This window comes from Kitasatospora sp. NPDC097643 (assembly GCF_040302625.1).
GTDB lineage: Bacteria > Actinomycetota > Actinomycetes > Streptomycetales > Streptomycetaceae > Kitasatospora.
Genome location: NZ_JBEOSA010000052.1, coordinates 1 through 26,104, shown reverse-complemented (window position 1 = coordinate 26,104; position 26,104 = coordinate 1). Strand labels below are relative to the sequence as shown.

Here is a 26,104-nt window from a genome sequence, read left to right as displayed (position 1 = left end):
CCACCTCATCCAGGGAGCGTTCCTTGAACACCCACACCCCCTCACGACGGAGCCTGCTCCGGTTCGGCGCCGCGGCCGTACCGCTGGCCGCGCTCGGAGCGGCCTTCCCGGCCATGGCCCGGGCCGACGAGGCACCGCAAGTCCAGGCCGGCGAGGCGGCCACCGCCACACCGAGGCTGCGGATGCCGGCCGAGAGCGACCGGCACGACCGCACGTTCATGGCTTGGCCCGCCCTGTCGTCGATCTGGGGCCGCAAGCTGTCGGCGGTCCGCGACGACATCGCCCGGGTCGCCTACGAGATCTCCCGCTACGAGCCGGTCGTCCTGGTTGCCCGCCCCGGGCAGGCCGCCGGCGCCAGGTACTGGTGCGGTCGCGGCAGTACCTACGGCATCACCGTCGTCGAGATCCCCAACGACGACCTGTGGATCCGCGACTTCGGCCCGACCTTCACGGTCGCGCCGGGCGCCGTCGCCGGGGTGGACACCAACTTCAACGGCTGGGGCAAGACCGGCACCTCCTACTACCAGCCCTTCGCCAAGGACGCCGCGGTCGCCGCGACCCTCCTCGCCGAGTACGGCGTCAGCCGCGTCAGCGCCCCCTTCGTCGGCGAGGGCGGTGCCCTGGAGACCGACGGCCAGGGCACTCTGCTGGCCACCGTCAGCTCGCTGGTCAACCCCAACCGCAACCCGGGCATGACCCAGGATCAGGTCGAACAGGCCCTGAAGAGCTCGCTCGGGATGGACAAGGTGATCTGGCTCGCCGGCCTGGCCGGCCAGGACATCACCGACGACCACATCGACTGCCTGGCCCGTTTCACCGCGCCCGGCCGGGTCGTCCTCGACCAGCCCGGCCCCGGCACCGACCAGCTCTGGATCGACGTCTACCAGCAGGCCAAGCAGGTCCTGCGGAACGCGACCGACGCCCAGGGCCGCGCCCTGACCGTGGTGGAGCTCCCCGGCCCGGACCGCGCCCTGATCCGCGGCCGCGGCAAGGACTTCCTGTCCAGCTACACCAACTTCTACGTCGCCAACGGGGCCGTGTTCGTGCCCCAGTTCGGCGACGGCTACGCCGACGGCATCGCCTACGCCGTCCTGCAAGCCGAGTTCCCGGACCGCGACATCGTCCAGATCAACATCGACAACATCGCCTCCGGCGGTGGCGGCATCCACTGCGCCACCCAGTCCCAGCCCGCCGTACCGGCGGCCCGGTGACGTCCGGCGGCCCGCCCGGAACCCCCACGGCGGCGGGCCGCCGGGTCTCGGCCCCGACCCCGACCCTGCCCAACGGCACCCGATCAGCTCCAACCGGAAGAGGAATCCCGTGACGTTCCGAATGCCCGCAGAGTGGACCGACCACGAGAGCTGCCTGATGGCCTGGCCCGTACGGCCGGAGCTGTGGGGCGACACCTTGGACGAGGTGAAGCGCGAGTACGCGGCGGTCGCCCGCGCCATCGCGGAGTTCGAGCCGGTCACCATGGTGGCGCCGCCCGGCCACGGCGACGACGCCCGCTCGATCTGCGGCGAGGGCATCGCCGTCGTCGAACTCCCGCTGGACGACTCCTGGTTCCGCGACAGCGCGCCGATCTTCGTCCTGGACGGGAACGGCGGGCGCGCCGGCGTCGACTTCCGCTTCAACGCCTGGGGCGGCAAGCACCACCCCTGGGACGCCGACGACCGGATCAGCGCCCTGCTGCTGGACCACCTCGACGTCCCGGCGATCCGCTCCGAGATGATCCTCGAAGGCGGGGCGATCACCGTGGACGGCGAGGGCACGCTGATCACCACCGAGCAGTGCCTGCTCCACCCGAACCGCAACCCGGACCTGAGCCGGGAGGAGATCGAGGCGGAGCTCAAGGCCCGCCTCGGCGTCGTCAAGGTGATCTGGCTCCCCTACGGCGGCCTGCTGGACACCGAGACCGACGGACACGTCGACGGGGTCTGCGCCTTCGTCGCCCCCGGCAAGGTGATCGTGCAGCTGCCCGCCGATCCCGAGCACCCGGACTACGTGCGGATGCGGGCCAACCGCGCCGTCCTGGAGCACTCCACCGACGCCCAGGGCCGGCCCTTCGAGATCATCGAGGTCCCGCAGGCCGCATTCGTCGAGGTCGACGGCAGCCGCGTCGAGGTCGGCTACCTGAACTTCTACCTGGCCAACGGCGGTGTCGTCGTCCCGGTCGCCGACCACCCCGAGGACGAGGGCGCGCTGGCCGTGCTCGCCGCCGCCTACCCCGACCGCAAGGTGGTCGGCGTGCGCGCCCGCGTGATCGCCTACGGCGGCGGCGGCGTCCACTGCATCACCCAGCAGGTCCCGGCCGCCCGCGCCACCGCCTGAACTCCCAGGGCCTCCACCCGACTCCACCGAACGGAAGACCCACCCTCATGCCCCCCACCGCACCCCGCAGACGCCTCCCCCTCGCCGCCGCGCTGCTCTCCGCGGTCGCCCTGGTGGCCGCCTGCTCCGGCCCGCCGCACGGCGAGGCGTCCGGAGACTCCGCCGTCAAGCTCTCGGCCTCCACCCCGCCGGCCGCGGGCGAGATCGACTCCTTCACCTGGGCCACCTACGCCGAACCGCCCACCCTGGACTACATCCAGGCCTTCGACTACCCGCAGAACACCGTCCTCGCGAACGTCTGCGAGAGCCTGATGCGCTGGACGCCCCAGCTCACCCTGGCCCCCGGCCTCGCGGAGAAGGCGAGCAACCCCGACCCGACCACCTGGGTCTACGACCTGCGCGCGGGCGTGCACTTCCACGACGGCTCGGTGATGACCGCCGACGACGTGGTCTACAGCCTCGGCCGCCAGCTGAACCCGGACAACGCGGCCGCCTGGAACCAGGTGTTCCAGAACGTCGACTCGCTCACCAGGACCGGTCCGCTCCAGGTCACCGTCAAGCTCAAGCAGCCCGACTCCCAGTTCCCCCAGTACATGGCCACCGCCGCCGGCGTCGTCGCCGCCAAGGCGGGCGTCGAGGCGGCCGGCAAGGACTACGGCACCACCGGCAGCTTGGACTGCACCGGCCCCTTCAAGCTCGGCGCCTGGGCCAAGGGCCAGTCGATCGAGCTCCAGCGCTTCGACGGCTACTGGGGCACCAAGGCCAAGGCCAAGAAGGCCGTGTTCAGCTTCCTCACCGACGCGTCCGCCCGCACCAACGCGATGCTCACCGGCGACGTCGACGGCGGCTACCTGATCCCCACCGAGAGCTACGACCGGCTGCGGAAGAACGGGCCGGGCACGCTCTACTTCGGCGAGGGCCTGAGCACCGTCAACGTCAACGTCACCAACCTGCACGGCCCGCTCGGCGACGTGCGCGTCCGCCAGGCGCTCTCCCTCGCCCTGGACCGCTCCGGCTTCGTGAGGACCGGCCTCGGCGGCGCCGGCACCGTCACCGGCTCGCTCACCACCAGGGCCGTCTGGGCCGGCGCCCCCGAGGACGTCCGCAAGGCGGCCTTCGACGGCCTCACCCCGACGGCACAGGACATCGACAAGGCCAAGGCCCTCGTCAAGGAGGCCGGCGCGAACGGCAAGCCGCTCGTCATGGCCACCAGCACCATCGGCCAGGACGTCTCGCTGCTCGCCACCGCCGTCCAGGCCGCCGGGTCGAAGATCGGTCTCGACGTCCAGCTGAAGACGATCGCCCCGAACGCCTTCACCGCGCTGTTCACCGATCCCAAGGCGCGCGAGGGCATCGACATGTTCCCGGAGACGTACTACGACTCCGTCACCGACCCGCTCGACCTGCTCGTCAACTTCCGCACCGGCGCCTACCAGAACTTCGGCGGCTACAGCGACAAGGCCTACGACGACCTGGTCGAGCAGGCCACCGCCGAGTACGACCCGGCCAAGCGCGGCGCGATCGAGGCCAAGCTCCAGCAGGCCGCCTCCCAGCAGTTGCTCTGGATCCCGGTCGCCGAGTGGCCGACCGCCGTCTTCCTCAACAAGCGGATCACCGGAGCCCCGACCACCATCTCGTACATGTACTACCCGTGGGCCGCCGACGTGGGGGCCGCGCGGTGAGCTTCCTCCGATTCGCCGCCCGGCGGCTGGTCGAGATGGCGGTCACCCTGCTCGGCGCCTCCTTCGTGGTCTTCGGCGCGATGTACCTGGCGCCGGGCAGCCCCGCGAGCTTCCTCCTGTCGGGCCGGTCGGCCTCGCCGGCCGCCCTGGCGGCGATCAACGAGCAGTACCACCTGGACGACCCCTTCCTGGTCCGGTACTTCCGCTGGCTCGGCCAGGTGCTCCAGGGCGACTTCGGGCGCTCCATCACCTACCGCACCGACGTGTCCAAGCTGCTCGCCGACCGGCTGCCGGCGACCCTGCTGCTGGTGGGCATGGCCCTGGCGGTCGTGGTCGTCGTCGGCCTGGCGCTCGGCCGGCTCGGCGCGGTGCGCGGCGGCGCGACCGACTCCACGATTCTGGTCTCCACCACGATCGCGCTGGGCACGCCGTCCTTCGTCGCGGCCGTCCTGCTCCAGGGCCTGTTCGCGGTCAAGCTGGGCTGGTTCCCGACCGGCGGCGCCGGCGAGGGGTTCGGCGACATGCTCCGGCACCTCACCCTGCCGGCGGTCGCCCTGGCGCTGTACCTGATCGGCATGCTCGCCCGGGTCACCCGCTCGGCGATGCTGGACGCCCTGGAGGGCGAGCACGTCACGGTGGCCCGCAGCCGGGGCGTCCCGGAGCGCGAGGTGATCCGCCGGCACGTGTTCCGCAACTCGCTGGGCACCGTGCTGACCACCGGCGGCCTGATCGTCTCCACCCTGCTGGTCTGCACCATCCTGGTGGAGTCGGCGTTCAGCATCGGCGGCATCGGCCAGCTGCTCGAACTGTCCACCACCACCAAGGACTTCCCGACCGTCCAGGCCATCTCCCTGATCATCGTCGCCCTGTTCATGATCGTGAACCTGGTCGTCGACCTGCTCCACCCGCTCGTCGACCCCCGGGTCACCCTCGGCTCCAGGAGGTCCGACGCATGAGTGTCGCCCTCACCCGAAGGCCCGGCCTCGGCCGCCTCAAGGCCGCCCGCGCCCCGCTCCACCTGACCTGCCTCGGCTTCGCCGCCCTGCTGGTGCTCGCCGCGCTGCTCGCGTCCTGGCTCGCGCCGTACGACCCGAACGCCGTCGACCTCGGCAACGCCCTCGCCGGGCCCTCGCCGGACCACCTGCTCGGCGTCGACGCGGCCGGCCGCGACACCCTCTCCCGGCTGCTGCTCGGCGCCCGCACCTCGCTGCTCGGGCCGCTCGGCGTGGTCGCCTTCTCCACGGTCGCCGGGGTGCTCGTCGGCCTCGCGGCGGGCTGGCGGGGCGGCTGGCTGGACTCCGTCCTGTCCCGCAGCACCGAACTGGTCTTCGCCTTCCCCGGCATGCTGCTCGCCATCCTGATCGTCTCGGTGTACGGGGAGGGCCTGCTCGCCCCGGTCATCGCGCTCGCGATCGCCTACCTGCCCTACGTCTCCCGGCTCACCCGCTCGCTGGTGCTGGCCGAACGGACCAGGCCCTACGTCGCCGCCTACCAGGTCCAGGGCCACTCCGCGGTACAGATCTGCCTGCGGCACGTCCTGCCCAACATCGCCCCGGTCGTCCTCGCCCAGTCCGCCGTCAACTTCGGCTACGCCCTGATGGACCTCGCCGGTCTCTCCTTCCTCGGCCTCGGTGTCCCGGCCCTCACCCCCGACTGGGGCCGGATGGTCTTCGACGGCCAGACCGCGATCCAGCACGGCTACCCGCTCTCCGCGATCCTGCCCTGCGTCCTCATCGTGCTCACCGTCGTCGCCTTCAACGTCGTCGGCGAACGCTGGGCCGACCAGGTCGCCCGGAGGACGCCATGAACGGAGGACGCCTCAACGAAGGACGCCTCAACGGTGGACGTCGTGAACCGGAGGACGCCATGAATCGGAGGACCGCGTGACCGCCCTCGACATCCAGGGCCTCCGGCTCCAACTGCCCGGCACCGCCCGCCCCGTCCTCGACGGCGTCGACCTCACCGTCGCCGCCGGCGAGACCGTCGCCCTGGTCGGCGAGTCCGGCTCCGGCAAGACCCTCACCTCCCGCACCGCCCTCGGCCTGCTGCCGCCGGGCGCCCGGACCGAGGGCCGGGTCCTGGTCGACGGCCAGGACGTCCTGACCATGGGCCCCGACCGGCTGCGCGCCCTGCGCACCGGCCAGGCCGCGATGATCTTCCAGGACCCCCGGGCCGCCATCAACCCGCTGCGCCGCATCGGCGACTTCCTCACCGAGAGCGTGCGGCTCACCGGCGCCATGAGCGCCGCGGACGCCGACCGGCGCGCCGAGGAACTCCTCGACGCCGTCGGCCTCGGACCGGAACTGCTGCGCCGCTACCCGGGGCAGCTGTCCGGCGGCATGCTCCAACGCGTCATGATCGCCGCCGCCCTGATGGGCGACCCGATCCTGCTGCTCGCCGACGAACCCACCACCGCGCTCGACGTCACCAGCCAGGCCGAGGTGGTCGCCCTGCTCGACCGGCTGCGCGCACGCTTCGGCACCGGGCTGCTGTTCGTCACCCACGACCTCGGCCTCGCCGCCGCGATCAGCGACCGGGTCTACGTCATGTACGCCGGGCGGATCGCCGAAACCGGTCCGGCCGAGGCGCTCTTCGACCGGCCCCGCCACCCCTACACGGCGGCCCTGCTCGCCTCCACCCCCCGGCTGGACGCACCGGCCGGCCGGCTCGCCGCCATCGACGGTCAACCACCGGACCTGCGGCAGGAGTTGACCGGTTGTGCGTTCGCCGCCCGGTGCCGCCATGCGACCGCGTTGTGCCGGGAGCAGGCACCCGCGCTCCGGGGGGCGCACCCGGCCGCCTGCCACCACCCGCTCGAAGGGGGCCACGCCGATGTCTGAGCCCGTTCTGCAGGTCACCGGGCTGTGCCGGACCTTCGGCGCCGTCCGGGCGGTGGACGACGTCTCCTTCACGCTCGGTGCCGGCGGGTCACTCGGCATCGTCGGTGAGTCCGGCTCCGGCAAGACCACTACCGCGCGCATCGTCGTCGGTCTCGAACAGGCCGACGAGGGGCAGGTCACCGTCCAGGGCCGGGCCCGCGCCGGCCGTGCCCGGGGGAGGGCCGAGCGGCTGGCCCGCGCCCGCGAGGTGCAGATGGTCTTCCAGGACCCGTACCTCTCCCTGGACCCGCGCACCAGCGTCGAGGGGGTCCTGCGGGAGACGCTGCGCCTGCACTTCCCCGGCACCGACCACCAGGCCCGGATCAGGGAACTCCTGGACCAGGTCGGACTCGGCACCAGGGCCGCCGATGCGCTGCCCCGCCGACTCTCCGGTGGTCAGCGCCAACGCGTCGCCATCGCAAGGGCGTTGGCCGTCCAGCCGGCCGTCCTGGTGCTGGACGAGGCGGTCGCGGCGCTGGACGTGTCGGTCCAGGCGCAGGTCCTCAACCTGCTCGCCGGCATCCGCGAACAGACCGGCATCGGCTACCTGTTCATCACCCACGACCTCGGCGTGGTCCGGTGCGTCACCGACGAGGTCATCGTGATGCGGCACGGGCGGATCGTCGAATCCGGCCCGACCGCCCGGGTCCTCGACGCGCCCGAGCACCCGTACACCCGGCTCCTGCTGGAGTCCGTCCCCCGGCCCGGCTGGGACCCGGACGGGATCGCCGCCGCCCGCCGGGCTCTGTAGAGCGCGCCGAAACAGCCTGATAAGGACACAATGATGGACCAGCCCGCAATCTCCCGGCGCCGACTCCTCCGCGCCGGCGCCGTGACCGCCCCCCTGGTGGCGTTCGGCCCGCTCCTCACCGGCACCGCCCGTGCCACGACCCCCGCGCCGGCGCTGCGCATGCCCGCCGAGACCGACCCGCACACCCGGACCTTCATGGCCTGGCCCGAGCCGACCGCCGCCTGGGGCGCCCAACTCCCCGCCGTACAGCGGGACATCGCGAACCTCGCCAAGGTGATCTCGCGCTTCGAGCCGGTCGTGATGGTGATCAACCCGGAGTCGGTGGCCGGCGCCACCCCGCTCTGCGACACCGGCTCGATCCCCTCCTCCCACGGCATCACGTTCCTGCCGATCTCCAACGACGACCTGTGGATCCGGGACTTCGGCCCGACCTTCCTGGTCGGCCCGGGCGCCATCGCCGGCCTGGACACCAACTTCAACGGCTGGGGCAAGACCGGCACCTCCTACGAGCAGTCCTTCGCCAACGACGCCAAGGCGGCCGCCGCGCTGCTCGCCCAGTACCGGATCAGCCGCGTCCAGGCCCCGTTCACCGGTGAGGGCGGCTCACTGGAGACCGACGGGCAGGGCACCCTGCTCGCCACCGTCAGCTCGCTGGTGAACCCCAACCGCAACCCCGGGCTGAGCCAGGCCGACATCGAGCAGCGGCTCAAGTCCTCGCTCGGCGTGGAGAAGGTGATCTGGCTGGCCGGCCTGGCGGGCCAGGACATCACGGACAGCCACATCGACTGCGTGGCCCGGTTCAGCGCGCCCGGGCGGGTCATCCTGGACAAGCCCGGGCCGGGCGCCGCCCCGCTCTGGGCCAACGTCTACCAGCAGGCCAAGCAGGTGCTCCAGACCGCCACCGACGCCAAGGGTCGCCCGCTGACGATCGTGGAGCTGCCCGGCCCGGACCACGCCAGGATGCCGCCGACCGGCGCCGCCTTCCTGTCGAGCTACACCAACCACTACACCGCCAACGGCGCCGTCCTGATGCCGCAGTTCGGGGACGCGGCCGCCGACGAGGCGGCCCGCGCCATCCTGGCGGCCGAGTACCCGGGCCGGGTGGTCGTCCCGGTGAACATCAACGCCATCGCCGCCGGTGGTGGCGGCATCCACTGCGCCACCCAGTCCCAGCCGGTCGTCCCCCCGGCGGTCTGACCCGCGGCCCGGCCCGACCGTCCGGCGCAAGCCGTCCGGTCGGGCCGGGCCGGTGCCTGTCTCGTGTGCGTCCGACCGGTGGCCGTTCTAGGCTGTCGTCCGTGTCCAGTACCGAGGTCGAGCGGATCAACGGGTTCCTGGCCGGGTTCGCGCGCCGGCAGGCCGAGCGGACGGCCGAACTCCCCTGCGGGTTCGCGGTGTACGACGACCGGTACGCCGAGTCGTGGTCGAACAACCAGGTGTTCGTCGACCGCGCCGGGGCCGAGCCGGCCGCGGTGCCCGGCCTGGTGGACGAGGCGATGGGGGAGCGGCCGTTCCGTCTGGTCTCCGTGCTCGACGGTTCCTTCGGGGACGCGTGCGTGGAGCCGTTCCTCAGGGCCGGGTACGAGCACCACGACTACCTGCTGATGCTGCACACCGGCCCGGCCCCCGCGGTCGCGCCGTCCAGCCGGGAGCCGGCCGCCGCGTTCACCGCGGAACCCGCCGGGCGCACCGCCGAGGACGTCGACCTGGAGGCGATCCGGGCGCCGCTCTCCGCGCGCTGGCGCGCCCTGCTGCCGGAGGCCGGCGAGGAGGTGGTCCGCCGACTGGTCGACCGCCGCGAGACCCGCACCCGCGGGGCTGCGATCGTGCGCACCCTCGGCTCGCGGGCCGAGAACGGCGAGGTGGCCGCCTGGGGCGACCTCTACCTCGAACCCGCCCTCGGCATCGCCCAGATCGAGGACCTGATGACCGCCGAGACCCAGCTCCGCCGCGGCCACGCCGACGCGGTCCTGGCGACCGCGCTGCGCCGGGCGGTGAACGCCGGCTGCGGCACCCGCTTCCTGATCGCCGACGCCGAGGACTGGCCGCGCCACTGGTACGAGCGCCGCGGCTTCGCCGTGATCGGCCGCTCCCACGGCTTCCAGCGGACCTGAACCACCCGCCCGCCGGCCGGTCCGGCCGGGTCGGGGTCAGGTGGTGTGTAACAGATCGTCAGTTCCAGCTGCTCCTACTCGTGACGGACGTGGTGATCGTCCGAGGACGAGAAGCGAGGAGCCGAACGATGAAGCGGATACCGGGCCGAGCGGCCGCCCTGCTGGTGGCGACGGTGACGGCGGTGGCCGCGCCGCAAGCCGTCGCCGCGCACGCGACGCAGGCCGGGTTCACCCCCGCCAAACTGCCGGTCTCCGGCGCGGTGCTGAGCAGCGGGGTCCAGCTCGACCGGCACACCACCTGGGCGGCCGGCTTCCGGATCACCGGCTCGGACCAGCGCCTGCGCTTCGCGCCGGTGGTCCTGAGCCACGACGACCGCTCCGAGCAGTGGACCGAACTGCCCGCCCCCGCACCGGACTACGACGGCAGGGCGACCGCCGTCGCGGGGAGTTCGACGAACGACGCCTGGCTCTTCGGCGACCGGGAGCCGAACACCGGCCGGATCCTCGCCCAGCACTGGGACGGCAAGGGGTGGACGGCCACCCGGATCGAGCCGCCGGAGGGTGAGCTCAACGGTGCCTACCTGCTGGGTGCTTCGGCCCCGCGCCGGAACAGTGCCTGGGCGGTCGGCGGCGCGACGGTCGTCACCAAGCGCACCCCCGACCCCGACCACGGCGGTACCGTGATCGAGACCCGGACCACCGGGCTGATCGAGCACTGGGACGGCACCGCCTGGCACCGGCAGAGCGTGGCGGGGATCGACGGCGACTGGTGGCTCAGCTCCGTCACCGAGATCTCCGGGAACGACGTCTGGGCGGTCGGCAACACCGCCGCCCCTGAGGACAAGCCCGTGCTGCTGCACTACGACGGCCGCACCTGGACCCGGGTCGCCGCGCCCGCCTTCACCGGCCTGTACGGCGAGTACCAGGGCGTCGCGGCGGCCGGTCCCGACGACGTCTGGGTGGTCGGCCGTGCCGTCCTCGCGGACAAGGACCGCGGCCACCCGCTGGTCGCGCACTACGACGGCCGCTCCTGGAGCACCGTCCCGGCACCCGACGGCGTGGCCGGCAAACTCTGGTCGGTCACCGCCGTCCCCGGCGGCATGGCCGCGGTCGGCTGGGACCCGAGCGGCGCGGACGACCGCCCGCTCGGCCTGCGCTACACCAACGGCCGCTGGCAGAGCCTCGACCTGTCCGTGGACGGCTACCAGAACACCAGTTACCAGTCCGTCGTCGCCGCCCGCGGCGGCCGCCTGACGGCCATCGGCGCCGGCGGCACCTCCAAGTCCCCGGACTACCAGCCGCTGATCGTCACCGGTCACTGACCCGACGGTTCCCCCGAACGAGGGAGATCGGTCACCCGGTTGTCGCACCGCGGTTGCGGCGCGCGCCGACTTGTGGGGGTTCGTGTGCAAACCTGAGCGCGGCGCTTCCTTGGTGGGGGTGCCGTTGCGTCTGTCGAGCGGTCGAACCGGCCGGTCGTGGGCGCGGGTTGAGGACCAGAGACGAACCAGAGGACATCAGATGTCGCTTCGTGGAAAGATCCGCAAGCTCGCCGTGATCGTGACCGTGACCGGTGCCGCCGTGATGGCCGCGCCGACCGCGGCCATGGCGTACAGCCACACCCCGTCGGTGCCGTCGGAGTCGCAGAGCCTGGAGTCCGGCTCCGCCGGTGTCGGCCTGTTCGGCCCGCACGCCAACTGGTTCAACTTCCACGAGCACAGCGAGGGCTGATCCGCCCTAGCCCGGAGCCCGGGGGCCGCGTACGGCTCCCGGGCTCACGGCTGTCTGCTCAGCTCGGCCTCCACCGGCGAGGCGCGGCGGGAGAGCCGACCGGGCCACCACATGTGCCGGTCGAGGTCCATGGTGAGCGCGGTGACCAGGACGGACCGGACGACCAGGGTGTCCAGCAGGACGCCGAGGGCCACCGCGAAGCCGATCTCGGCGAATCCGACGATGGGCAGGGTGCCGAGCACGGCGAAGGTGCTGGCGAGGATCAGACCGGCCGAGGTGATCACCCCGCCGGTCGCGGAGAGGCCGGCCACCGCGCCCTGCCGGGTGCCGTGCTGGGCCGACTCCTCCCGGACCCGGGTCATCAGGAAGATGTTGTAGTCGATCCCCAGCGCGACCAGGAAGACGAAGACGAACAGCGGGAACGCGTTGTCCTCGCCCTGGAACTGGAACACGTGGGTGAAGAAGAACGCGCTGATGCCGAGGGCGGCCGCGAACGACAGCACCACGGTCGCGATGAGCACCAGCGGCGCGGTGACGGCCCGCAGCAGGACCGCCAGGATCAGCAGCACCACGCCGAGCACCAGCGGGATGATCGCCCGGTTGTCGCCGGCGGCGGCGCGCCCGGCGTCGAGGATCACCGCGGTGTTGCCGCCCACCTTGGCGTCGGCGTTCGGGACGGCGTGGACGGCGTCGCGGACCCGGTCGACGGTGTCCTTGGCGGCCTGGCTGTCCGGCGGGTCGGTGAGGGTGGCCCGGAACAGGGCCTGCCCGCCGTGCGTGACGGGGGCGTCGGTGCCGGCGACGCCCGGGGTGGCCTGGGCCGCCGCACGGACGGCCGCGGCCCCGCCCTCGGTGGAGATGACGGTCAACGGCGCGCCGGTGCCGCCGGGGAAGTGCTGTTCCAGCACCTGCTGGCCGACCACCGAGTCCGGGGTGCCGGTGAAGGTGCCCGCCGTGCTGAGGCCGTTGGCGTTCAGCGAGACCAGTCCGAGGCAGCAGACCGCGAGGGCCAGCGCGGTGCCGATCCACACCTTGCGGGGGCGTTGGCCGATCCACGCCCCGATGTGGGCCCAGCGGCCGGTCCGGGTCGGCTCCGGCGTGCCGTACCCGGGCTTGACCGGCCAGAACACCCACCGGCCCACGATCACCAGCAGGGCCGGCAGCAGGGTGAGCATGGCGGCCAGCGCCACCAGGACGCCGATCGCGCAGACCGGCCCGAGGCCGCTGGTGGAGTTCATCTCGGCGATGAGCAGGCAGAGCATCGAGGCGACGACGGTCGCCGAGGAGGCGAGGATGGCCGGTCCGGCCCGGTGCAGGGCGAAGGCCATCGCCTCGTGCCGGTCCTGGTGCCGGCGTAGTTCCTCCCGGTAGCGGGCGGTGAGCAGCAGCGCGTAGTCGGTGCCCGCACCGAGGACGAGGACGATCAGGATGCCGGCGCTCTGCGCGTTGACGGTCAGCCCGGCGTGCTCGGCGAGCAGGTAGATCAGGGCCTGGGAGACGATCAGCGCGCCGGCGGCGGAGATCAGCGGCAGGGTCCACAGCACGGGGCTGCGGTAGGTGAGCAGCAGCAGGACGACCACGACGCCGACGGTGGCGGCGAGCAGCGAGCTGTCGATGCCCGCGAAGGCCTTGGCCTGGTCGGCGCCGACCCCGGCCGGGCCGGTGACGTGGGTGGCCATGCCCTGGCTGTTGTCGGCGGCGGTCTGCCGCAGGCTGTCGACGGCCGGTTTGAGGTCCTTCCAGCCGTTGGTGCCGATGTCGATCGGCACGATGGTCTGCATCGCCCGGCCGTCCGCGGAGACCACCGGGCCGATCACCCGCCCGACGACGTGCGGGGCGGCAGCGAAGGCGGCCGCGTCGCGGGCGGCCTCGACCCGGTCGGCGGGGGTGATCCCGCCGGGCCGCTCGTACACCACGACGGCCTGCGCGGTGTCCACCGGCTGGAAGGCCCGCTGTTCGGTGAGGACCTGGGTGGACTCGGCGCTGCCGGGCAGCCAGCTGGACGCCTGGTTGTCCTCGGCGCCCATGAGCTTGCCGGCGAGCGGGCCGGTCACCATCAGCAGGATCACCCAGACGGCGAGCACCACCCACTTGCCGCGTCGGCCGCACGGCAGCGCGGCGAGTTTCCGGGTCGGGCTCATCACGGACCCCCAGGGCCTGAGGCAGTACTCGTCCCAGCCTGCCACCGCCGCTGCGGCCCGGCAGCCCGGCGGCGCCCGGCAGGGCCCGGCCACCCCCTGGCGACCCCTTATATGCGGACGGCGGCCCGCTCGCGCAGCTCCTTCAGCACCGCGATGTCCATCGCGTGGCCGGTGCCGTCCCCGCCGTGCTTGCGGTCCGGCGTCTCGACGACCAGCGGGACGCCGGCCGTCTCCGGGTGCTCGAACAGCTCGCGGAACGGTTCGGCGCCGATCATCCCGGCGCCGATGTTGGCGTGCCGGTCCTTGCGCGCGCCGACCACGTCCTCGGAGTCGTTGGCGTGGATCAGCCGCAGTCGGCCCGGTCCGGCGGCGGCCGCCAGGGCGTCCAGCGCGGCGGTCACCCCGCCCGGTTCGGCGAGGTCGTGCCCGGCGGCGAAGGCATGGCAGGTGTCCAAGCAAACTCCCACCTTCGGGTGACCGTCCAGCGCCGCCACGTACTCGGCGAGCTCCTCCAGCCGCGAACAGAGCGAGCTGCCCTGCCCGGCGGTGGGCTCCAGCAGCAGCCAGGGCGCGTCCTCACCGAGCGCGTCCAGCTCGTCCAGCAGCGGCCGGACGTCGGCGCGCACCTGGGCCATCGCCTCGGCCCGCCGCGAGCCGCCGCCGGGCGCGGTGCCGACGGCCGACCCGGTGTGCAGCACCACGCCCAGCGCGCCGATCGCGTGCCCGCGCCGCAGCGAGTGCCGCAGCGAGGCGGCCGAGCGCTCCCGGGTCGCAGGGTTGTCCGAGCCGAAGTTGATCAGGTACGGCGCGTGCACCCAGGCCGGGAGGCCCTGCTCGGCGCAGGCCGCGCGGAACTCCTCGTCCTGTGCCGGGTTGCCCGGGGGAGTGGCCCAGCCGCGCGGGTTCGCCACGAAGACCTGCACCGACTCGGCGCCGACCCGCCGCGCGTACGCCAGACCGGTCCCGGCCAGCCCCCGCGCGGCCACCGGGACGTGCGCGCCGACCGGGTTGCGGAGGGCGGCGGCGGACGGGTCGGGCAGAACGGGTGCGGCAGGTGCGGTGGTCATGGCCCCGAGGATGTCACGCGGCCGTGGCCCGGCGGCGGGCAGCCCGGGTCGCGAGACCGGACGGACGCGCCCCGCAAACCGGCCCGCCCTGCCCGATCGAGTGAACCCCCGGGCCGATCGCCGGCCCGACCCCCGGACCGGGCAGCGGAGGCCCGCCCGCCTCCGACGCCTGACCGACCGTCACCTCCGGCGCGCCCGAGCGCCCCCGCGACCCGCGCCGACGCGCCACGCCGACCCGTACCGCGACCGGCCGACGCCCCGTCAGCCCCACAGCCCAGCCCTGGTGGCGGGCCCGGTGGGGCGACCTTAGCGTCGACTCGGCCGTACCCACCGGCCGCCACCACCCGGACAAGGACAGGTCACCCACTGATGCCCACGCGACGGATCCACCACCTCGCCGCGGCCACCGCCGCCGCGACCGCCCTGACCACCGCCGTCACCACCCTGGCCGCCGCCCCGGCGGCCCACGCCGCCTCGGGCCGGCTGCACCTCGTGCTGCCCGGCGAATCGATTCAGCAGGCCGTCGACGCCGCCCGCTCCGGCGACACCGTCCAGCTGTTCCCCGGCACCTACCGCGGCAGCGTCCGCATCACCACCCCCGGCCTCACCCTGCGCGGCGCCGGCCCGGCCAGCGTGATCACCCCCGGGGACGGCAAGGAGAACGCCTGCGCCACCGCCGGGCACGGCCTCTGCGTGGTCGGCACCGAGGCCGCCCCGCTGCCGGACGTCACGGTCGAGGCCCTGGCCGTCACCGGCTTCCGCAAGAACGGCATCGACGCCAGCGGGACGTCCGGCCTGACCGTGCGCGCCACCTACGTCCACGACAACGCCCAGCAGGGCATCAGCCAGGAGATGTCCACCCGGGCCGTCATCGCCGGCAACCGCTCCGTCGACAACGGCCAGTCCGGCGTCTTCCTCGCCAACTACGCCAACCGCGAGGGCGGCGCGCCCGACACCGGGGGCACGGTCGTCGAGGGCAACCTCCTGACCGGCAACCGGGTCGGTGTCACCGTCCGCCGGCTGCGCGGGCTGGCCGTCCAGGGCAACGAGATCCGCGAGAACTGCGGCGGCGTCTTCGTGGTCGGCGACGAGGGCGTGCCCCGGGCCGGGGACCTCGACATCCGGAAGAACCGGGTGGTGGCCAACAACCGGTTCTGCCCGGCCAACCCGCGCCTCGGCGCCATCCAGGGCGCGGGCATCGTGCTGACCGGTACCGAGGACGCCCGGGTCACCGACAACGAGGTCCACGACAACGTCGGCACCTCCGACTTCTCCGGCGGCATCGTGCTCTTCAAGAGCGTCGTCGGCGTCGCCAACGCCCGGAACACCATCACCGGCAACCACCTGAGCGGCAACAGCCCGGCGGACATCGCCGACCGCGACACCGGGGGCGACAACTCCTTCGCCCGCAACACCTGTTCGCGCTCCGAGCCGTCCGGCCACTGCTGACGCACGCCGCCCCGGCCGCACCACCACCCCCGCCCCCCGACCGGAGAGACCACCCATGACCACCGCACCCACCACCAGCCCCCAGGCCGCGATGCGCCTGCGCGAGCTCGTCTTCGGCGCCGCCTGCGCCGCCGCCGTCCGCGCGGCCGCCCGGCTCGGCGTGGCCGACGCGCTCGGCGACACGCCGACCGGCGTCACCGAGCTCGCCGCCGAGCTGAAGACCGAGCCCCGCCCGCTGCGCCGCCTGCTGCGCGCCCTGACCTGCTACGGCATCTTCAGCGAGACCGCCGACGGCCGTTTCGAGCACACCGAGATGTCCCGCCTGCTGCGCGAGGACGCCCCCAACTCGCTGCGCTACATCTCCCTCTGGTGCACCGAGCCGTGGACCTGGGAGGCCTGGCCCAAGCTGGACGAGGCGGTGCGCTCGGGCCGCAACGTCTTCCCCGAGCTGTTCGGCAAGGAGTTCTTCGACTACCTGCACAGCGACGCGGGCGACTCGGCGCGGGTCTTCGACAAGGCGATGACCACCTCCAGCCGGCAGTCGGCCCGGGACTTCGCCGAGTACCTGGACCTCACCGGCGTCGACTCGGTGGTGGACATCGGCGGCGGCCAGGGCCACGTGCTGGCCAGCCTGCTGGAGAAGCACCCGGCGCTGCACGGCACCCTGCTCGACCTGCCCAAGGTGGTCGCGGGCGCCGACCCCCGGCTCCGCGACGGCGGCGCCTTCTCCGCCCGCGCCCGGCTGGTGCCCGGCGACTGCCGGGTGGACATCCCGGTCCGCGCCGACCTCTACATCATCAAGAACATCCTGGAGTGGGACGACGAGTCCACCCGTCGCACCCTCGCCAACGTGGTCGCCGCGGCCCGGCCGGGCGCCCGTGTCGTGGTGGTCGAGAACCTGGTCGACGACAGTCCGTCGATGCGCTTCACCACGGCGATGGACCTGATGCTGATGCTCAACGTCGGCGGCGCCAAGCACTCCGAGGAGAGCATGGTGCGGCTGATGGAGGAGGCGGGGCTGAAGGTCTCCGAGGTCCGCCCGGTCAACCCCTACCTGCACGCCTTCGAGGCCGTCGTGCTCGACTGAGCCCGACCGCACGGCGACGACCGTGCCGACCGGACGAACGACCGCCGGTCCCCGAGGAGTCGGGGACCGGCGGTCGTCCGGTTGCGGGTCAGGCCTGCGGGTCAGGCCTTCCTGGAGGACTCCAGGTGCGCGAACACCACCACGTTGTCCAGGTAGTCGCGCCGCTTCTTGTCGTACGTGCCGCCGCAGGTGATCAGCCGCAGCTGGGCGTCGGGCGTCTTCCCGTAGACCTTCTGGTCCGGGAAGGCGTTCTTGGCGAAGGTCTCCACCGAGTCCACCGAGAACACCGCGACCGTGCCGTCGGCGCGGCTGACCTCGACCTTGTTGCCCGGCAGCAGCAGGCTCAGCAGCAGGAACACCGCGGGGCCCTTGGTGGTGTCGACGTGCCCGGCGATCACGGAGCTGCCGCGCTCGCCCGGGGTCACGCCGTCCCGGTACCAGCCGACCAGGTTCTTGTCGTCCGGCGGCGGGGCGTTGAGCTGCCCCGCCGGATTGAGCGTCAGCTCGGTGAACGGCGCGTCCACGGCGATCTGCGGGATCCGCAGCCGGGTCGGCTTGGAGGGCTTCAGCACCGGCGCCCCGGGGGCGGCCGGCGGGCTCGGCTTCGCGGTCGCCGTCGGGGTGGGGGAGGCCGCCGCCGAGGGCCCGGGGACGGCCGCCGCCGTCGCGGCCGGGGGAGCGGCCTGACCGGGGGCCGCGTCGTCGCTCGGCGCCGTGTCCACCGAGTTGTACATCAGAAGCACCCCGACCGCCGCCGCGGCCATGCCGGCGCGCAGCACCCGGGACGTGCCAGGGACCGGACCGCCCATCGCTCCTCTTCCTTCCGGGTCTCCGAAAACCCGCCGCCCCCGTGCGCCCCCACCCCGACGGGGGAGGCGCCCAGGGGTGGCAGGGGTCAGACAGCGGCGCCGGCCGTGCGGCGGCCGCGGCGCAGCGCGTAGGCGCCGGCGCCGAGGCCGCCGAGCAGCAGGACCGCGCCGGAGGCCAGCCCGCCGCCGGACAGGGACAGCCCGCCGCCACCGGTGTGCACGCCGCCGTGCGGGGCCTTGTGCTCCTCGCCCTTGCCCTCGGAGCCCTTGTGCTCCTCGCTCTTGCCGTCGGGGGCCTTGCCCTCGGAGCCCTTGCTGTCGGAGGCCTTGTGCTCCTCGGTGGCGGCGCCGCCGGCCTTCTTGTCCTCCCAGGCCTTCCCGTCGGAGGCGGTGCTGCTCTTGTCGGACTTCTCCGGCTTCTCCTGCCAGGTGAGGTTCTTGCCCTGGTCCGTCGACCCGTCGGCGAAGGCCATGGGGGCGCCCGCGGTCAGGACGGCGGCGACGGCCGCCGCGGCGAGCAGTGTGCGTGCAGAACGCATGAGGATGATCCTTCCGGCGCGGACCGCGACCGCCGGCACGGTGCCGGACAAGGGGACTCGCGGGTGGTGCGCCTGATCCACCGTCAACCACCGTGCGGCCGCCTGCCACCGGAGCGTCGCAGGTCAGGCACGGGCTGTGCGCCCTTCGGGTGGACTCCCGGGAGTGTTCACCCGAGTGCCCGGGCGATCCGGGTGAACCCGGTCCGGCCGGCGCTGCGCCGGGGAACAGCGGCCGGGGCGCACGGGAGCGGCCGCACACGCGTGGGCCCGCCCCCGGCGGTGGTGCCGGGGGCGGGCCCAGGGGGGTGCCGGGATCAGCGTTCCCAGCGGTAGAACTCGCGCGCCATCGCGTCCTTCGGCTCCCGCCAGGTGGCCGGGTCGTAGGCCTGGACGAAGGCGGTGAGCCGGTCGCTGACGGCCCGGAACTCCGGGTGGCCGACGACCTTGGCGACGGCCGGGCCCGGCGGGCGGTCGGCCTCGATCAGGTGCAGGTAGACGTCGCCGAACTGGAACAGGCTGCGGCCGGTGACGCCGATCAGGTGCGGCAGTTCGCCCTGGTCGGAGCGGGCGAAGACGTCGGCGATGTCCGGGCCGGCCTCCGGCTTCATCCGGGCGACGATCAGCGCGCGGTGGGTCCCGGTCACTTCTCCTCCGCCCGCTTCTCGACCTTCTCGCGGATCAGCTGCAACTGGATCCGCGAGTTGCGGTTGATGTGGTTGACCATGCCCTCGTCGTCGACCGGGGCGGTGGGCTTCATCGCGAAGTCCTGGATCCAGCGCATCCTCGTCCCGGCCGGGACCTCCGCGTACTCCCAGCGGATGTCCATGAACTCGAACGGGCCGGGCTCGACCCGCCGGGCGCGCACCGCGAGCGAGGCCTTGTCGGTGGTGCGCTCGGAGACCCAGCTCCACACCTGGCCGTTCTCGTCCGGGTGCATGGTGAGCCGGAAGCGCACGCTGTCGCCGTCGCGCTCCAGCACCTCCACCGAGGCGTACTCGCTGAACAGGTCCGGCCAGTTCTCCAGGTCGTTGGTGATCTCCCAGACCAGGTCGAGCGGCGCGGCGATGACGATCTCGTTGTCGGTGTGTCCGGGCATGTCAGGCACCGGCCTTCGCGGCGAGGGAGCGGTTGACCAGCTCCATGAACTCGGCCGGGGTCTTGGCGGACTCGGCGCCCGGGGTGACCTTGAGGCCGTGCCGGTTCTCCAGCTCGCCGACGACCCCGAGCAGGCCGAGCGAGTCGACGCCGAAGTCGTCGAAGTGCGCGCCGGGGCTTTCCAGTTCGAGGGGGTCGACGGCGACGCCGGCCCGGGCCTGGATCAGCGCGGCCAGTTCGGAGTAGCTGAGGGTGTTGCTCACGGGGTGTCCCTTCAGGACGGATACGGGTCAGGACGGTTGCGGGCGGGACGGTTGCGGGTGGGTCAGGCCCGGTCGCCGCGCCGGAGCACCAGCGCGGAGTTGGAACCCATCAGCCCGCGGCTGAGCACCAGCGCGGTGCGCAGTTCGGCCGGTCGGGCGCGGCCGGTCACCAGGGCGAGGTCGTGGCAGACCTCGGTGACGTTGGGGGTGGGCGGCAGGACGTCGTCCTCCATGGCCAGCACGGCGGCGGCGACGTCCAGCAGGGGCGCGCCGCAGTAGGCCCGGCCGGTGCCGGTCTTGGGCGCGGTGACCGGCACGTCCTCGGCGGAGGGGCCGAGCGCGTCGGCCAGGGCGAGCGCCTCGGCCCGGTCGGCGGCCGGGACGCCGAGCGCGTCGGCGAAGACCACGTCGATCTCCTCGGGCGCGGTCCGGGCCTCGTCCAGCGCGATGCGGATCGCGGCGGCCAGCCCCTCGCGGGACTCCTCCCAGCGGGAGGCCCCGGTGAAGGTGGCGCCGTGCCCGGCCAGGTACGCGCGGACGGTGGCACCGCGCCGCCGGGCCGCCTGCTCGTCCTCCAGCAGCAGCATCGCGCCGCCCTCGGCGGGGGCGAAGCCGCAGGCCCGCGCGGTGAACGGCAGATAGGCCCGGTCGGGCCGCTCGGCGAGGCTCAGCTCGGGGTAGCCGAGCTGGCAGACCATCGAGTACGGCGCCAGCGGGGCCTCGGCGGCGCCGGCCACCACCGCGTCGGTGCCGCGCTCGATCGAGCGGGCGGCGTGCGCGAGGGCGTCCAGCCCGCCGGCCTCGTCGCTGGCGACCACGCCGCAGGGGCCCTTGTAGCCGCCGCGGATCGAGATCTGGCCGGTGCTGGCCGCGTAGAACCAGGCGATCGACTGGTACGGCCCGACGAACTTTGGCCCCTGGCCCCAGAGTTGCTGGAGCTCGCGCTGGCCGAACTCGCCGCCGCCGGAGCCCGCCGCGGTCACCACGCCGACGGCGAACGGCTGTTCGGCGTCGGCCCGGTACCCGGCGTCCGCCACCGCCAGGTCGGCGGCGGCCATCGCGTAGTGCGTGAAGCGGTCGGTCTGCACCAGGTAGCGGCTGTCGATGACGGCGTGCGGGTCGAAGTCCCGGACCTGGCCGGCGATGCGCAGTGGCAGCTCGGTGCAGCCCTCACGGGATATCCGGTCCAGGACGCTCACGCCCTGCCTGGTGGCCTTCCAGAAGGCGTCGGCCCCCACGCCGTTCGGCGCCACCACGCCGAGGCCGGTGACCACCGCCCGGCGGCCCTGCTGACGTGACGTCATGGATCTCACCCCGTTCTGTTGAGCACGACGGCGGACTGGAATCCGCCGAATCCGCTGCCGACCGAGAGGATGTGGCTCAGCGGCAGCTCGCGCGCGGTGCGCGGCACGTAGTCGAGGTCGCACTCCGGGTCCGGAGTCTCGTAGTTGGCGGTCGGCGGCACGACGCCGTGGGCGAGTGCCAGGGTGCAGGCGACCACCTCGATCGCGCCGATCGCGCCGAGCGAGTGGCCGACCATCGACTTGATCGAGCTCATCGGCGTGCGCCGGGCGTGCTCGCCGAGCGAGCGCTTGACGGCGGCCGTCTCGTGCCGGTCGTTCTGCTTGGTGCCCGAGCCGTGCGCGTTGACGTAGTCGACGTCGGTGCGGTCGACCCGGGCGTGCGCGAGCGCGTCGTCGATCGCCCGGGACATCTCCAGCCCCTCCTGGGTGAGGCCGGTCATGTGGTACGCGTTGCCGAAGGTGGCGAAGCCGCCGACCTCGCCGTAGATCCGGGCGCCCCGGCGGCGCGCGTGCTCCAACTCCTCCAGCACCAGGACGGCGCCGCCCTCGCCGAGGACGAAGCCGTCCCGGTGGGCGTCGAAGGGGCGGGAGGCGTGCGCCGGGTCGTCGTTGCGCTCGCTGGTGGCCTTGATGGCGTCGAAGCAGGCGACGGTGATCGGCGAGATCGGGGAGTCGGAGGCGCCGGCGACGCAGATGTCGGCGCGCCCCTCCTCGACCGCCTGGAAGCCGTAGCCGATCGCGTCCAGGCCGGAGGTGCAGCCGGTGGAGACGGTCTGCACCGGGCCGTGCGCGCCGGTGCGTTCGGCGACCGCGGAGGCCAGCGTGCTGGGCGCGAACGCCCGGTGCAGCTGCGGTTCGGCCCGCTGGTGGTCGACGTCCCAGCGGGCGCCGGCCGAGCTGACCAGGGCGTAGTCGTGTTCCAGCCGGGTGGTGCCGCCGACGGCGGTGCCGAGCGAGACGGCGATCCGCCACGGGTCCTCGGCGGCCAGGTCCAGGCCCGCGTCGGCGATCGCCTCGTCCGCCGCGACCATCGCGAACTGCACGTAGCGGTCGGCCCGTTGGACTTCCTCGGGGGAGAGGCCGTGGGCCGCCGGGTCGAAGTCGCACTCGGCGGCGATCCGGGAGCGGAAGCCGGTGGGATCGAAGAGCGTGATGCCCCGGGTGGCGGTGCGGCCGGCGGTGAGGAGGTCCCAGAACGCCGGGACCCCGACACCGCCGGGTGCGACCACACCGATCCCGGTGATCGCGACGCGCCGGGTCACGAGGCCACCTTGGCGGGTTCCGGCGGGCCGGAGGCGGCGGTCTCCTCGGTGTCGACGTGGCCGAGTTCGGGGCGCGGGGCGAGCGGTCCGAGGTGGAAGACCATCCGGGCCTCGGTGTCGCCGACGTTGCGGAAGCGGTGGCGCATGTTGACCGGGATCATCAAGCCCTGGTTGGGCCGGATCGGGCGGGTCTCCCCGTCCAGGTCCACCTCCAGGTCGCCGCAGACCACGAAGACGAACTCCTCGGAGTACGGGTGGTAGTGCTCGCCGATCCGCTCGCCGGGCTGGACGATCGCCAGGCCCATGAACCCGCTGGTCGCCCCGCAGCTGGTGGGGGTGAGCATGGCGCGCAGGTCGCCGCCGCGCCGACGGTTCTCCGGTGCCTCGTCGACGTGCACGATCCGTGGGTACTGCGTGGTCATGATGCTTCCTCCGAGTGGTGTGACTGTCAATCAGTTGTTCGTCGAGCTGCGGTCGGTGACCGGGTTCATGGCGCGGGCGGCGAGGATTGCGCTGAGCCCGGCGACGGTGCGCAGGTCGCCCTTCGGGCCGAGGTCGAGCAGCCGGCCGAGCGCGGCCGCCTCCGGCTCGCCCGCGACGCCGAGCGCCGCCGCCGGGTCGGCCTCGGCCGGCACCCGCAGGTCGATCAGCCGCACCACCACGTCCTCCCGCTGGAAGACGGTGCTCGCCGCGACCGGGCCGGTCGGGTCGGCGGTGGCGAGGTTGTCGTAGTCGGCCAACAGCTCCGCGACGGCCTGCCCCTTGCCCGGCTTGACCGGGTACAGCACGGCGTGCCGGTGCAGCCGCGCGGAGGCGGGGGCGCTGGCGATCGCCTGGTGCTTGGCGGGCAGCGCGGCCCGGGCGAAGAAGGCCCGCGCGGCCTGCGGGTCGCCCAGCTCGCGGTGCTCCTCCAGGTGCGGGTTGATGGCCTCCTCGACGGCCCGCACCTCGGGCTGCATGGCGACGTGGCGCAGCGCGTCGCCCAGGTTGCCGACCACCTCGACCGCCCGGACCACCCGGTTGCCGTGCATGAACAGCGAGGTACGGCGCAGCCGGGTGTGCTCGTCCACCTCGGCCTTGGGGGAGGCGTAGCCGGACAGGATCCGGGCCACCTCCTGCTCGCTGCCGGGCTTGACGGTGAAGGTGAGGGCGTGCCGGACGACGCCGTCCGGGCCCGGCGCGGCCTTCGGCGGGCCGACGTGCCCGGCGGGCTCGCTGCGCGGTAGGCCGGGCGGGACCTCCATCGGCGCCCGGGTGCCGCGGTGGCCGGCCGCCGAGGTCTCGCGCAGGATCGCGTAGCGCAGCGAACGGAAGTTGTCGCTGACGCAGCCGTGCATCGGCTTGACCATCTCGCGGTGGGCCGGGCTGTCCACCCACTCCAGGAAGGTCTCCTGGTCCTCCCACTCGCTGGTGATCAGCCACTGCCGGGGGTCGTTGATGGACTGGCACAGCTGGTCGCTGACATGGCCGGGCACCGCGGCCACCTGGTGGCGCAGCGTCTCGTAGACGTCGAGGAAGCGCTGCTGGGCGCCGTCCTGGATCTCCAGCATCAGCACCACCCTCAGCCGGGTGTCGGACTCGGCGTGTTGCTTCGGCTGCGGTTCGGACAGAGTCGTCATGATCCACTTTCTGCTCTGGGCCGCACGCTGCGGGCCGTGGCGGGCCGCGTCCGGCGGGTGCTCCCGGCCTGGGGAGGGGGGTGCGACGGTGGTCGGCCCGGGCGATCGGCGCCAGGCCTGAGGTCGATCGTGCGCGGCGGGCCCGGGGGGCGCGAGATTTGCGGGCCATCCGGGCGAAGGGGCGGCACAAGGGGCACCCGGCGGGGGATGGAAGAGCGGGGCCACCGCCGGTGCGGGCCCCGTCGAGGGCGGCCCCGAGCCCATTCGCCGGGCCGCGGAATCCCCGTACAGGGCGGAGCAATTGATGAATCCGAAGGTTGACGACCGGGTGCCGGTCCTGATCGTGGGCGGCTCGCTGGTCGGGCTGTCGGCCTCGCTCTTCCTCGGCCGACTGGGTGTCAGACACCTGCTGGTCGAGAAGCACGCCGACACCTCGCACCACCCGCGTGGCCGAGGCAACAACGTCCGCACGATGGAGCTGTACCGGGTGGCCGGGATCGAGCCGGCGATCCGGGAGGCGGCTTCCGTCCTGGCCCCGAACCACGGCATCCTCCAGGCGCCCTCCCTGACCGGCGAGGAGCAGGAGTGGCTGTTCCGGGAGATCGACCCGGGCGGCCGGCTGGCCCGGTTCAGCCCCACCTCGTGGTGCCTGTGCAGCCAGAACGACCTGGAGCCGGTGCTGCTGCGCTCGGCCCGGGAACTCGGCGGCGACCTGCGGTTCAGCACCGAGCTGCTCTCCTTCGAGGAGGACGAGGGCGGTGTGACCTCGGTGCTGCGCAGCCGGGAGACCGGTGAGGAGCGCGTGGTGCGCTCGGCCTACCTGGTCGCGGCGGACGGGCCGCGCAGCCCGGTCCGCGAGCGGCTCGGCATCGGCCAGAGCGGCAAGGGCGAGCTGTTCCACAACGTCAGCATCACCTTTCGGGCCAAGCGGCTGGCCGAGGTGGTCGGCGACCGGCACTTCATCGCCTGCTACCTCACCAACCCGGAGGCCGACGGCGCGCTGCTGCCGGTCGACAACCAGGAGGAGTGGGTCTTCCACGCGCCCTGGCACCCGGAGCACGGCGAGCCGCTGGAGGCGTTCACCGACGAGCGCTGCGAGCGGCACATCCGCACCGCCGTCGGTATGCCGGGCCTCGAGGTGGAGGTCACCGGCAAGGCGCCCTGGCACGCGGCCGAGCGGGTCGCCGACCGCTACGGCACCGGCCGGGTCTTCCTCGCCGGGGACTCGGCGCACGAGATGTCGCCGACCGGCGCCTTCGGCTCCAACACCGGCATCCAGGACGCCCACAACCTGGCCTGGAAGCTGGCCGCGGTGCTGTGCGGCTGGGCCGGGCCGCGGCTGCTGGAGACGTACGGGCAGGAGCGCCGCCCGGTCGCCCGGGTGACCGGCGAGCGCGCCTCCGCCCGCTCGGCCGAGCACAGCCACCCCGGCTACGCGGTGGTCCCGGGCGTCGGCCGCCAGGCCGGGGTGCTCGCGGTGGCCCTCGGCTACCGCTACCCCGTCGGCGCCGTCCTCGGGACCGACCCGGCGGGCCCGGTCGTCCCCGAGGCCTTCGAGTCGGCGGGCGAGCCCGGCAGCCGCGCCCCGCACCAGTGGCTGCTGCGCTCCGGCGTCCGGCTCTCCACGCTCGACCTGTACGAGCAGGCGATGGTGCTGCTCACCGGGCCGGAGGGCACGGCCTGGCACACCGGCGCCCGCCGGGCCGCCGACCGCCTGGCCGTCCCGCTGGACGCCTACCGGATCGGCACCGGCGCCGAGGACGACCTCGCGCCCGAACCCGGTGGCGACTTCGCCGCCCTGCACGGCGTCGGCCCGGCCGGCGCCGTGCTGGTCCGCCCGGACGGCTTCGTCGCCTGGCGCTCCCCGGAGGCCGCGGAGGATCCGGAGGCCGAGATGACCGCCGTGCTGCGGGCGGTGCTCGGTCTGTAGCAGGCATGCGGAAAGGGGCGGGCTGTTGGCGTGGAAGCTGGCAGATCGGAC

General features: G+C 73.5%; 25 protein-coding genes. 14 read left to right on the top strand and 11 right to left on the bottom strand.

Annotation, left to right across the window (positions count from 1 at the left end; translation table 11 throughout):
• Window positions 1-23: 23 nt before the first annotated feature.
• The 11 genes from ABTY15_RS27965 to ABTY15_RS27915 all read left to right on the top strand — a co-directional run bounded on the left by ABTY15_RS27965 (window position 24) and on the right by ABTY15_RS27915 (window position 11,488).
• The gene (locus ABTY15_RS27965; protein WP_350601297.1) at window positions 24-1,211 is read left to right on the top strand and encodes an agmatine deiminase family protein; all 1,188 of its coding nucleotides are present in this window, start codon (window positions 24-26) and stop codon (window positions 1,209-1,211) included.
• Window positions 1,212-1,320: 109 nt separating this feature from the next.
• Window positions 1,321-2,331, top strand: a complete 1,011-nt coding sequence (locus ABTY15_RS27960; RefSeq protein ID WP_350601295.1) for an agmatine deiminase family protein — start codon at window positions 1,321-1,323, stop codon at window positions 2,329-2,331.
• 47 nt (window positions 2,332-2,378) lie between these two features.
• Window positions 2,379-4,013: an ABC transporter substrate-binding protein gene (locus tag ABTY15_RS27955; protein WP_350601292.1), complete on the top strand. Its 1,635-nt coding sequence runs from the start codon at window positions 2,379-2,381 to the stop codon at window positions 4,011-4,013.
• Window positions 4,010-4,969, top strand: a complete 960-nt coding sequence (locus tag ABTY15_RS27950; RefSeq protein ID WP_350601291.1) for an ABC transporter permease — start codon at window positions 4,010-4,012, stop codon at window positions 4,967-4,969. The genes ABTY15_RS27955 and ABTY15_RS27950 overlap by 4 nt, the downstream gene beginning before the upstream one ends.
• Entirely contained in the window at window positions 4,966-5,820 is an 855-nt protein-coding gene (locus tag ABTY15_RS27945) for an ABC transporter permease (protein ID WP_350601288.1), read from the top strand. The genes ABTY15_RS27950 and ABTY15_RS27945 overlap by 4 nt, the downstream gene beginning before the upstream one ends.
• Window positions 5,821-5,896: 76 nt before the next feature.
• Entirely contained in the window at window positions 5,897-6,853 is a 957-nt protein-coding gene (locus ABTY15_RS27940) for an ABC transporter ATP-binding protein (RefSeq protein WP_350601286.1), read from the top strand.
• Window positions 6,846-7,643, top strand: a complete 798-nt coding sequence (locus ABTY15_RS27935) for an ABC transporter ATP-binding protein (protein ID WP_350601284.1) — start codon at window positions 6,846-6,848, stop codon at window positions 7,641-7,643. Before ABTY15_RS27940 ends, ABTY15_RS27935 begins: the two co-directional genes overlap by 8 nt.
• 33 nt (window positions 7,644-7,676) lie before the next feature.
• The gene (locus tag ABTY15_RS27930) at window positions 7,677-8,840 is read left to right on the top strand and encodes an agmatine deiminase family protein (protein WP_350601281.1); all 1,164 of its coding nucleotides are present in this window, start codon (window positions 7,677-7,679) and stop codon (window positions 8,838-8,840) included.
• Between the two features lie 101 nt (window positions 8,841-8,941).
• Window positions 8,942-9,757, top strand: coding sequence for a GNAT family N-acetyltransferase (locus tag ABTY15_RS27925; protein ID WP_350601279.1), 816 nt, complete (start codon window positions 8,942-8,944; stop codon window positions 9,755-9,757).
• A 128-nt stretch (window positions 9,758-9,885) separates the two neighbouring features.
• Window positions 9,886-11,079 (top strand): hypothetical protein, encoded by a 1,194-nt coding sequence (locus ABTY15_RS27920; RefSeq protein WP_350601276.1) that lies wholly within the window; start codon window positions 9,886-9,888, stop codon window positions 11,077-11,079.
• A gap of 199 nt (window positions 11,080-11,278) precedes the next feature.
• On the top strand, window positions 11,279-11,488 hold the full coding sequence (locus ABTY15_RS27915; RefSeq protein WP_350601273.1) for a hypothetical protein: 210 nt from the start codon (window positions 11,279-11,281) through the stop codon (window positions 11,486-11,488).
• Window positions 11,489-11,532: 44 nt separating this feature from the next.
• Here ABTY15_RS27915 and ABTY15_RS27910 read toward each other — a convergent pair whose 3' ends face one another.
• Both ABTY15_RS27910 and ABTY15_RS27905 read right to left on the bottom strand, forming a co-directional pair.
• Entirely contained in the window at window positions 11,533-13,629 is a 2,097-nt protein-coding gene (locus ABTY15_RS27910) for an MMPL family transporter (protein ID WP_350601270.1), read from the bottom strand.
• A 107-nt stretch (window positions 13,630-13,736) separates the two neighbouring features.
• On the bottom strand, window positions 13,737-14,696 hold the full coding sequence (locus ABTY15_RS27905; protein WP_350601267.1) for a deoxyribonuclease IV: 960 nt from the start codon (window positions 14,694-14,696) through the stop codon (window positions 13,737-13,739).
• 369 nt (window positions 14,697-15,065) lie between these two features.
• Between ABTY15_RS27905 and ABTY15_RS27900 the strand changes: the two genes are divergently transcribed.
• Both ABTY15_RS27900 and ABTY15_RS27895 read left to right on the top strand, forming a co-directional pair.
• Window positions 15,066-16,145: a right-handed parallel beta-helix repeat-containing protein gene (locus ABTY15_RS27900; RefSeq protein ID WP_350601265.1), complete on the top strand. Its 1,080-nt coding sequence runs from the start codon at window positions 15,066-15,068 to the stop codon at window positions 16,143-16,145.
• Window positions 16,146-16,200: 55 nt separating this feature from the next.
• Window positions 16,201-17,232 (top strand): methyltransferase, encoded by a 1,032-nt coding sequence (locus ABTY15_RS27895; RefSeq protein WP_350601263.1) that lies wholly within the window; start codon window positions 16,201-16,203, stop codon window positions 17,230-17,232.
• A gap of 101 nt (window positions 17,233-17,333) precedes the next feature.
• Here ABTY15_RS27895 and ABTY15_RS27890 read toward each other — a convergent pair whose 3' ends face one another.
• The 9 genes from ABTY15_RS27890 to ABTY15_RS27850 all read right to left on the bottom strand — a co-directional run bounded on the left by ABTY15_RS27890 (window position 17,334) and on the right by ABTY15_RS27850 (window position 24,123).
• Window positions 17,334-18,041 carry a class F sortase gene (locus ABTY15_RS27890; protein ID WP_350601259.1) on the bottom strand — a complete coding sequence of 236 codons (708 nt, stop codon included), beginning with the start codon at window positions 18,039-18,041 and terminating at the stop codon, window positions 17,334-17,336.
• An 86-nt stretch (window positions 18,042-18,127) separates the two neighbouring features.
• Window positions 18,128-18,580 carry a hypothetical protein gene (locus ABTY15_RS27885; protein WP_350601257.1) on the bottom strand — a complete coding sequence of 151 codons (453 nt, stop codon included), beginning with the start codon at window positions 18,578-18,580 and terminating at the stop codon, window positions 18,128-18,130.
• Between the two features lie 314 nt (window positions 18,581-18,894).
• A complete protein-coding gene (locus ABTY15_RS27880) occupies window positions 18,895-19,224 on the bottom strand; it encodes a TcmI family type II polyketide cyclase (RefSeq protein ID WP_350601254.1) in 330 nt (109 codons plus the stop codon).
• Complete coding sequence (locus tag ABTY15_RS27875) at window positions 19,221-19,676, bottom strand: SRPBCC family protein (RefSeq protein WP_350601252.1); 456 nt, start codon at window positions 19,674-19,676, stop codon at window positions 19,221-19,223. Before ABTY15_RS27875 ends, ABTY15_RS27880 begins: the two co-directional genes overlap by 4 nt.
• A gap of 1 nt (window position 19,677) precedes the next feature.
• Window positions 19,678-19,938: an acyl carrier protein gene (locus ABTY15_RS27870; RefSeq protein WP_350601249.1), complete on the bottom strand. Its 261-nt coding sequence runs from the start codon at window positions 19,936-19,938 to the stop codon at window positions 19,678-19,680.
• A gap of 62 nt (window positions 19,939-20,000) precedes the next feature.
• Window positions 20,001-21,242 carry a beta-ketoacyl synthase N-terminal-like domain-containing protein gene (locus ABTY15_RS27865; RefSeq protein WP_350601246.1) on the bottom strand — a complete coding sequence of 414 codons (1,242 nt, stop codon included), beginning with the start codon at window positions 21,240-21,242 and terminating at the stop codon, window positions 20,001-20,003.
• Between the two features lie 5 nt (window positions 21,243-21,247).
• A complete protein-coding gene (locus ABTY15_RS27860) occupies window positions 21,248-22,504 on the bottom strand; it encodes a beta-ketoacyl-[acyl-carrier-protein] synthase family protein (protein ID WP_350601243.1) in 1,257 nt (418 codons plus the stop codon).
• On the bottom strand, window positions 22,501-22,926 hold the full coding sequence (locus tag ABTY15_RS27855; protein WP_350601241.1) for a cupin domain-containing protein: 426 nt from the start codon (window positions 22,924-22,926) through the stop codon (window positions 22,501-22,503). The genes ABTY15_RS27860 and ABTY15_RS27855 overlap by 4 nt, the downstream gene beginning before the upstream one ends.
• A 30-nt stretch (window positions 22,927-22,956) precedes the next feature.
• Window positions 22,957-24,123: a SchA/CurD-like domain-containing protein gene (locus ABTY15_RS27850; RefSeq protein ID WP_350601238.1), complete on the bottom strand. Its 1,167-nt coding sequence runs from the start codon at window positions 24,121-24,123 to the stop codon at window positions 22,957-22,959.
• A 304-nt stretch (window positions 24,124-24,427) separates the two neighbouring features.
• Between ABTY15_RS27850 and ABTY15_RS27845 the strand changes: the two genes are divergently transcribed.
• Complete coding sequence (locus ABTY15_RS27845; protein ID WP_350601235.1) at window positions 24,428-26,053, top strand: FAD-dependent oxidoreductase; 1,626 nt, start codon at window positions 24,428-24,430, stop codon at window positions 26,051-26,053.
• The last annotated feature ends 51 nt before the right edge of the window (window positions 26,054-26,104 follow it).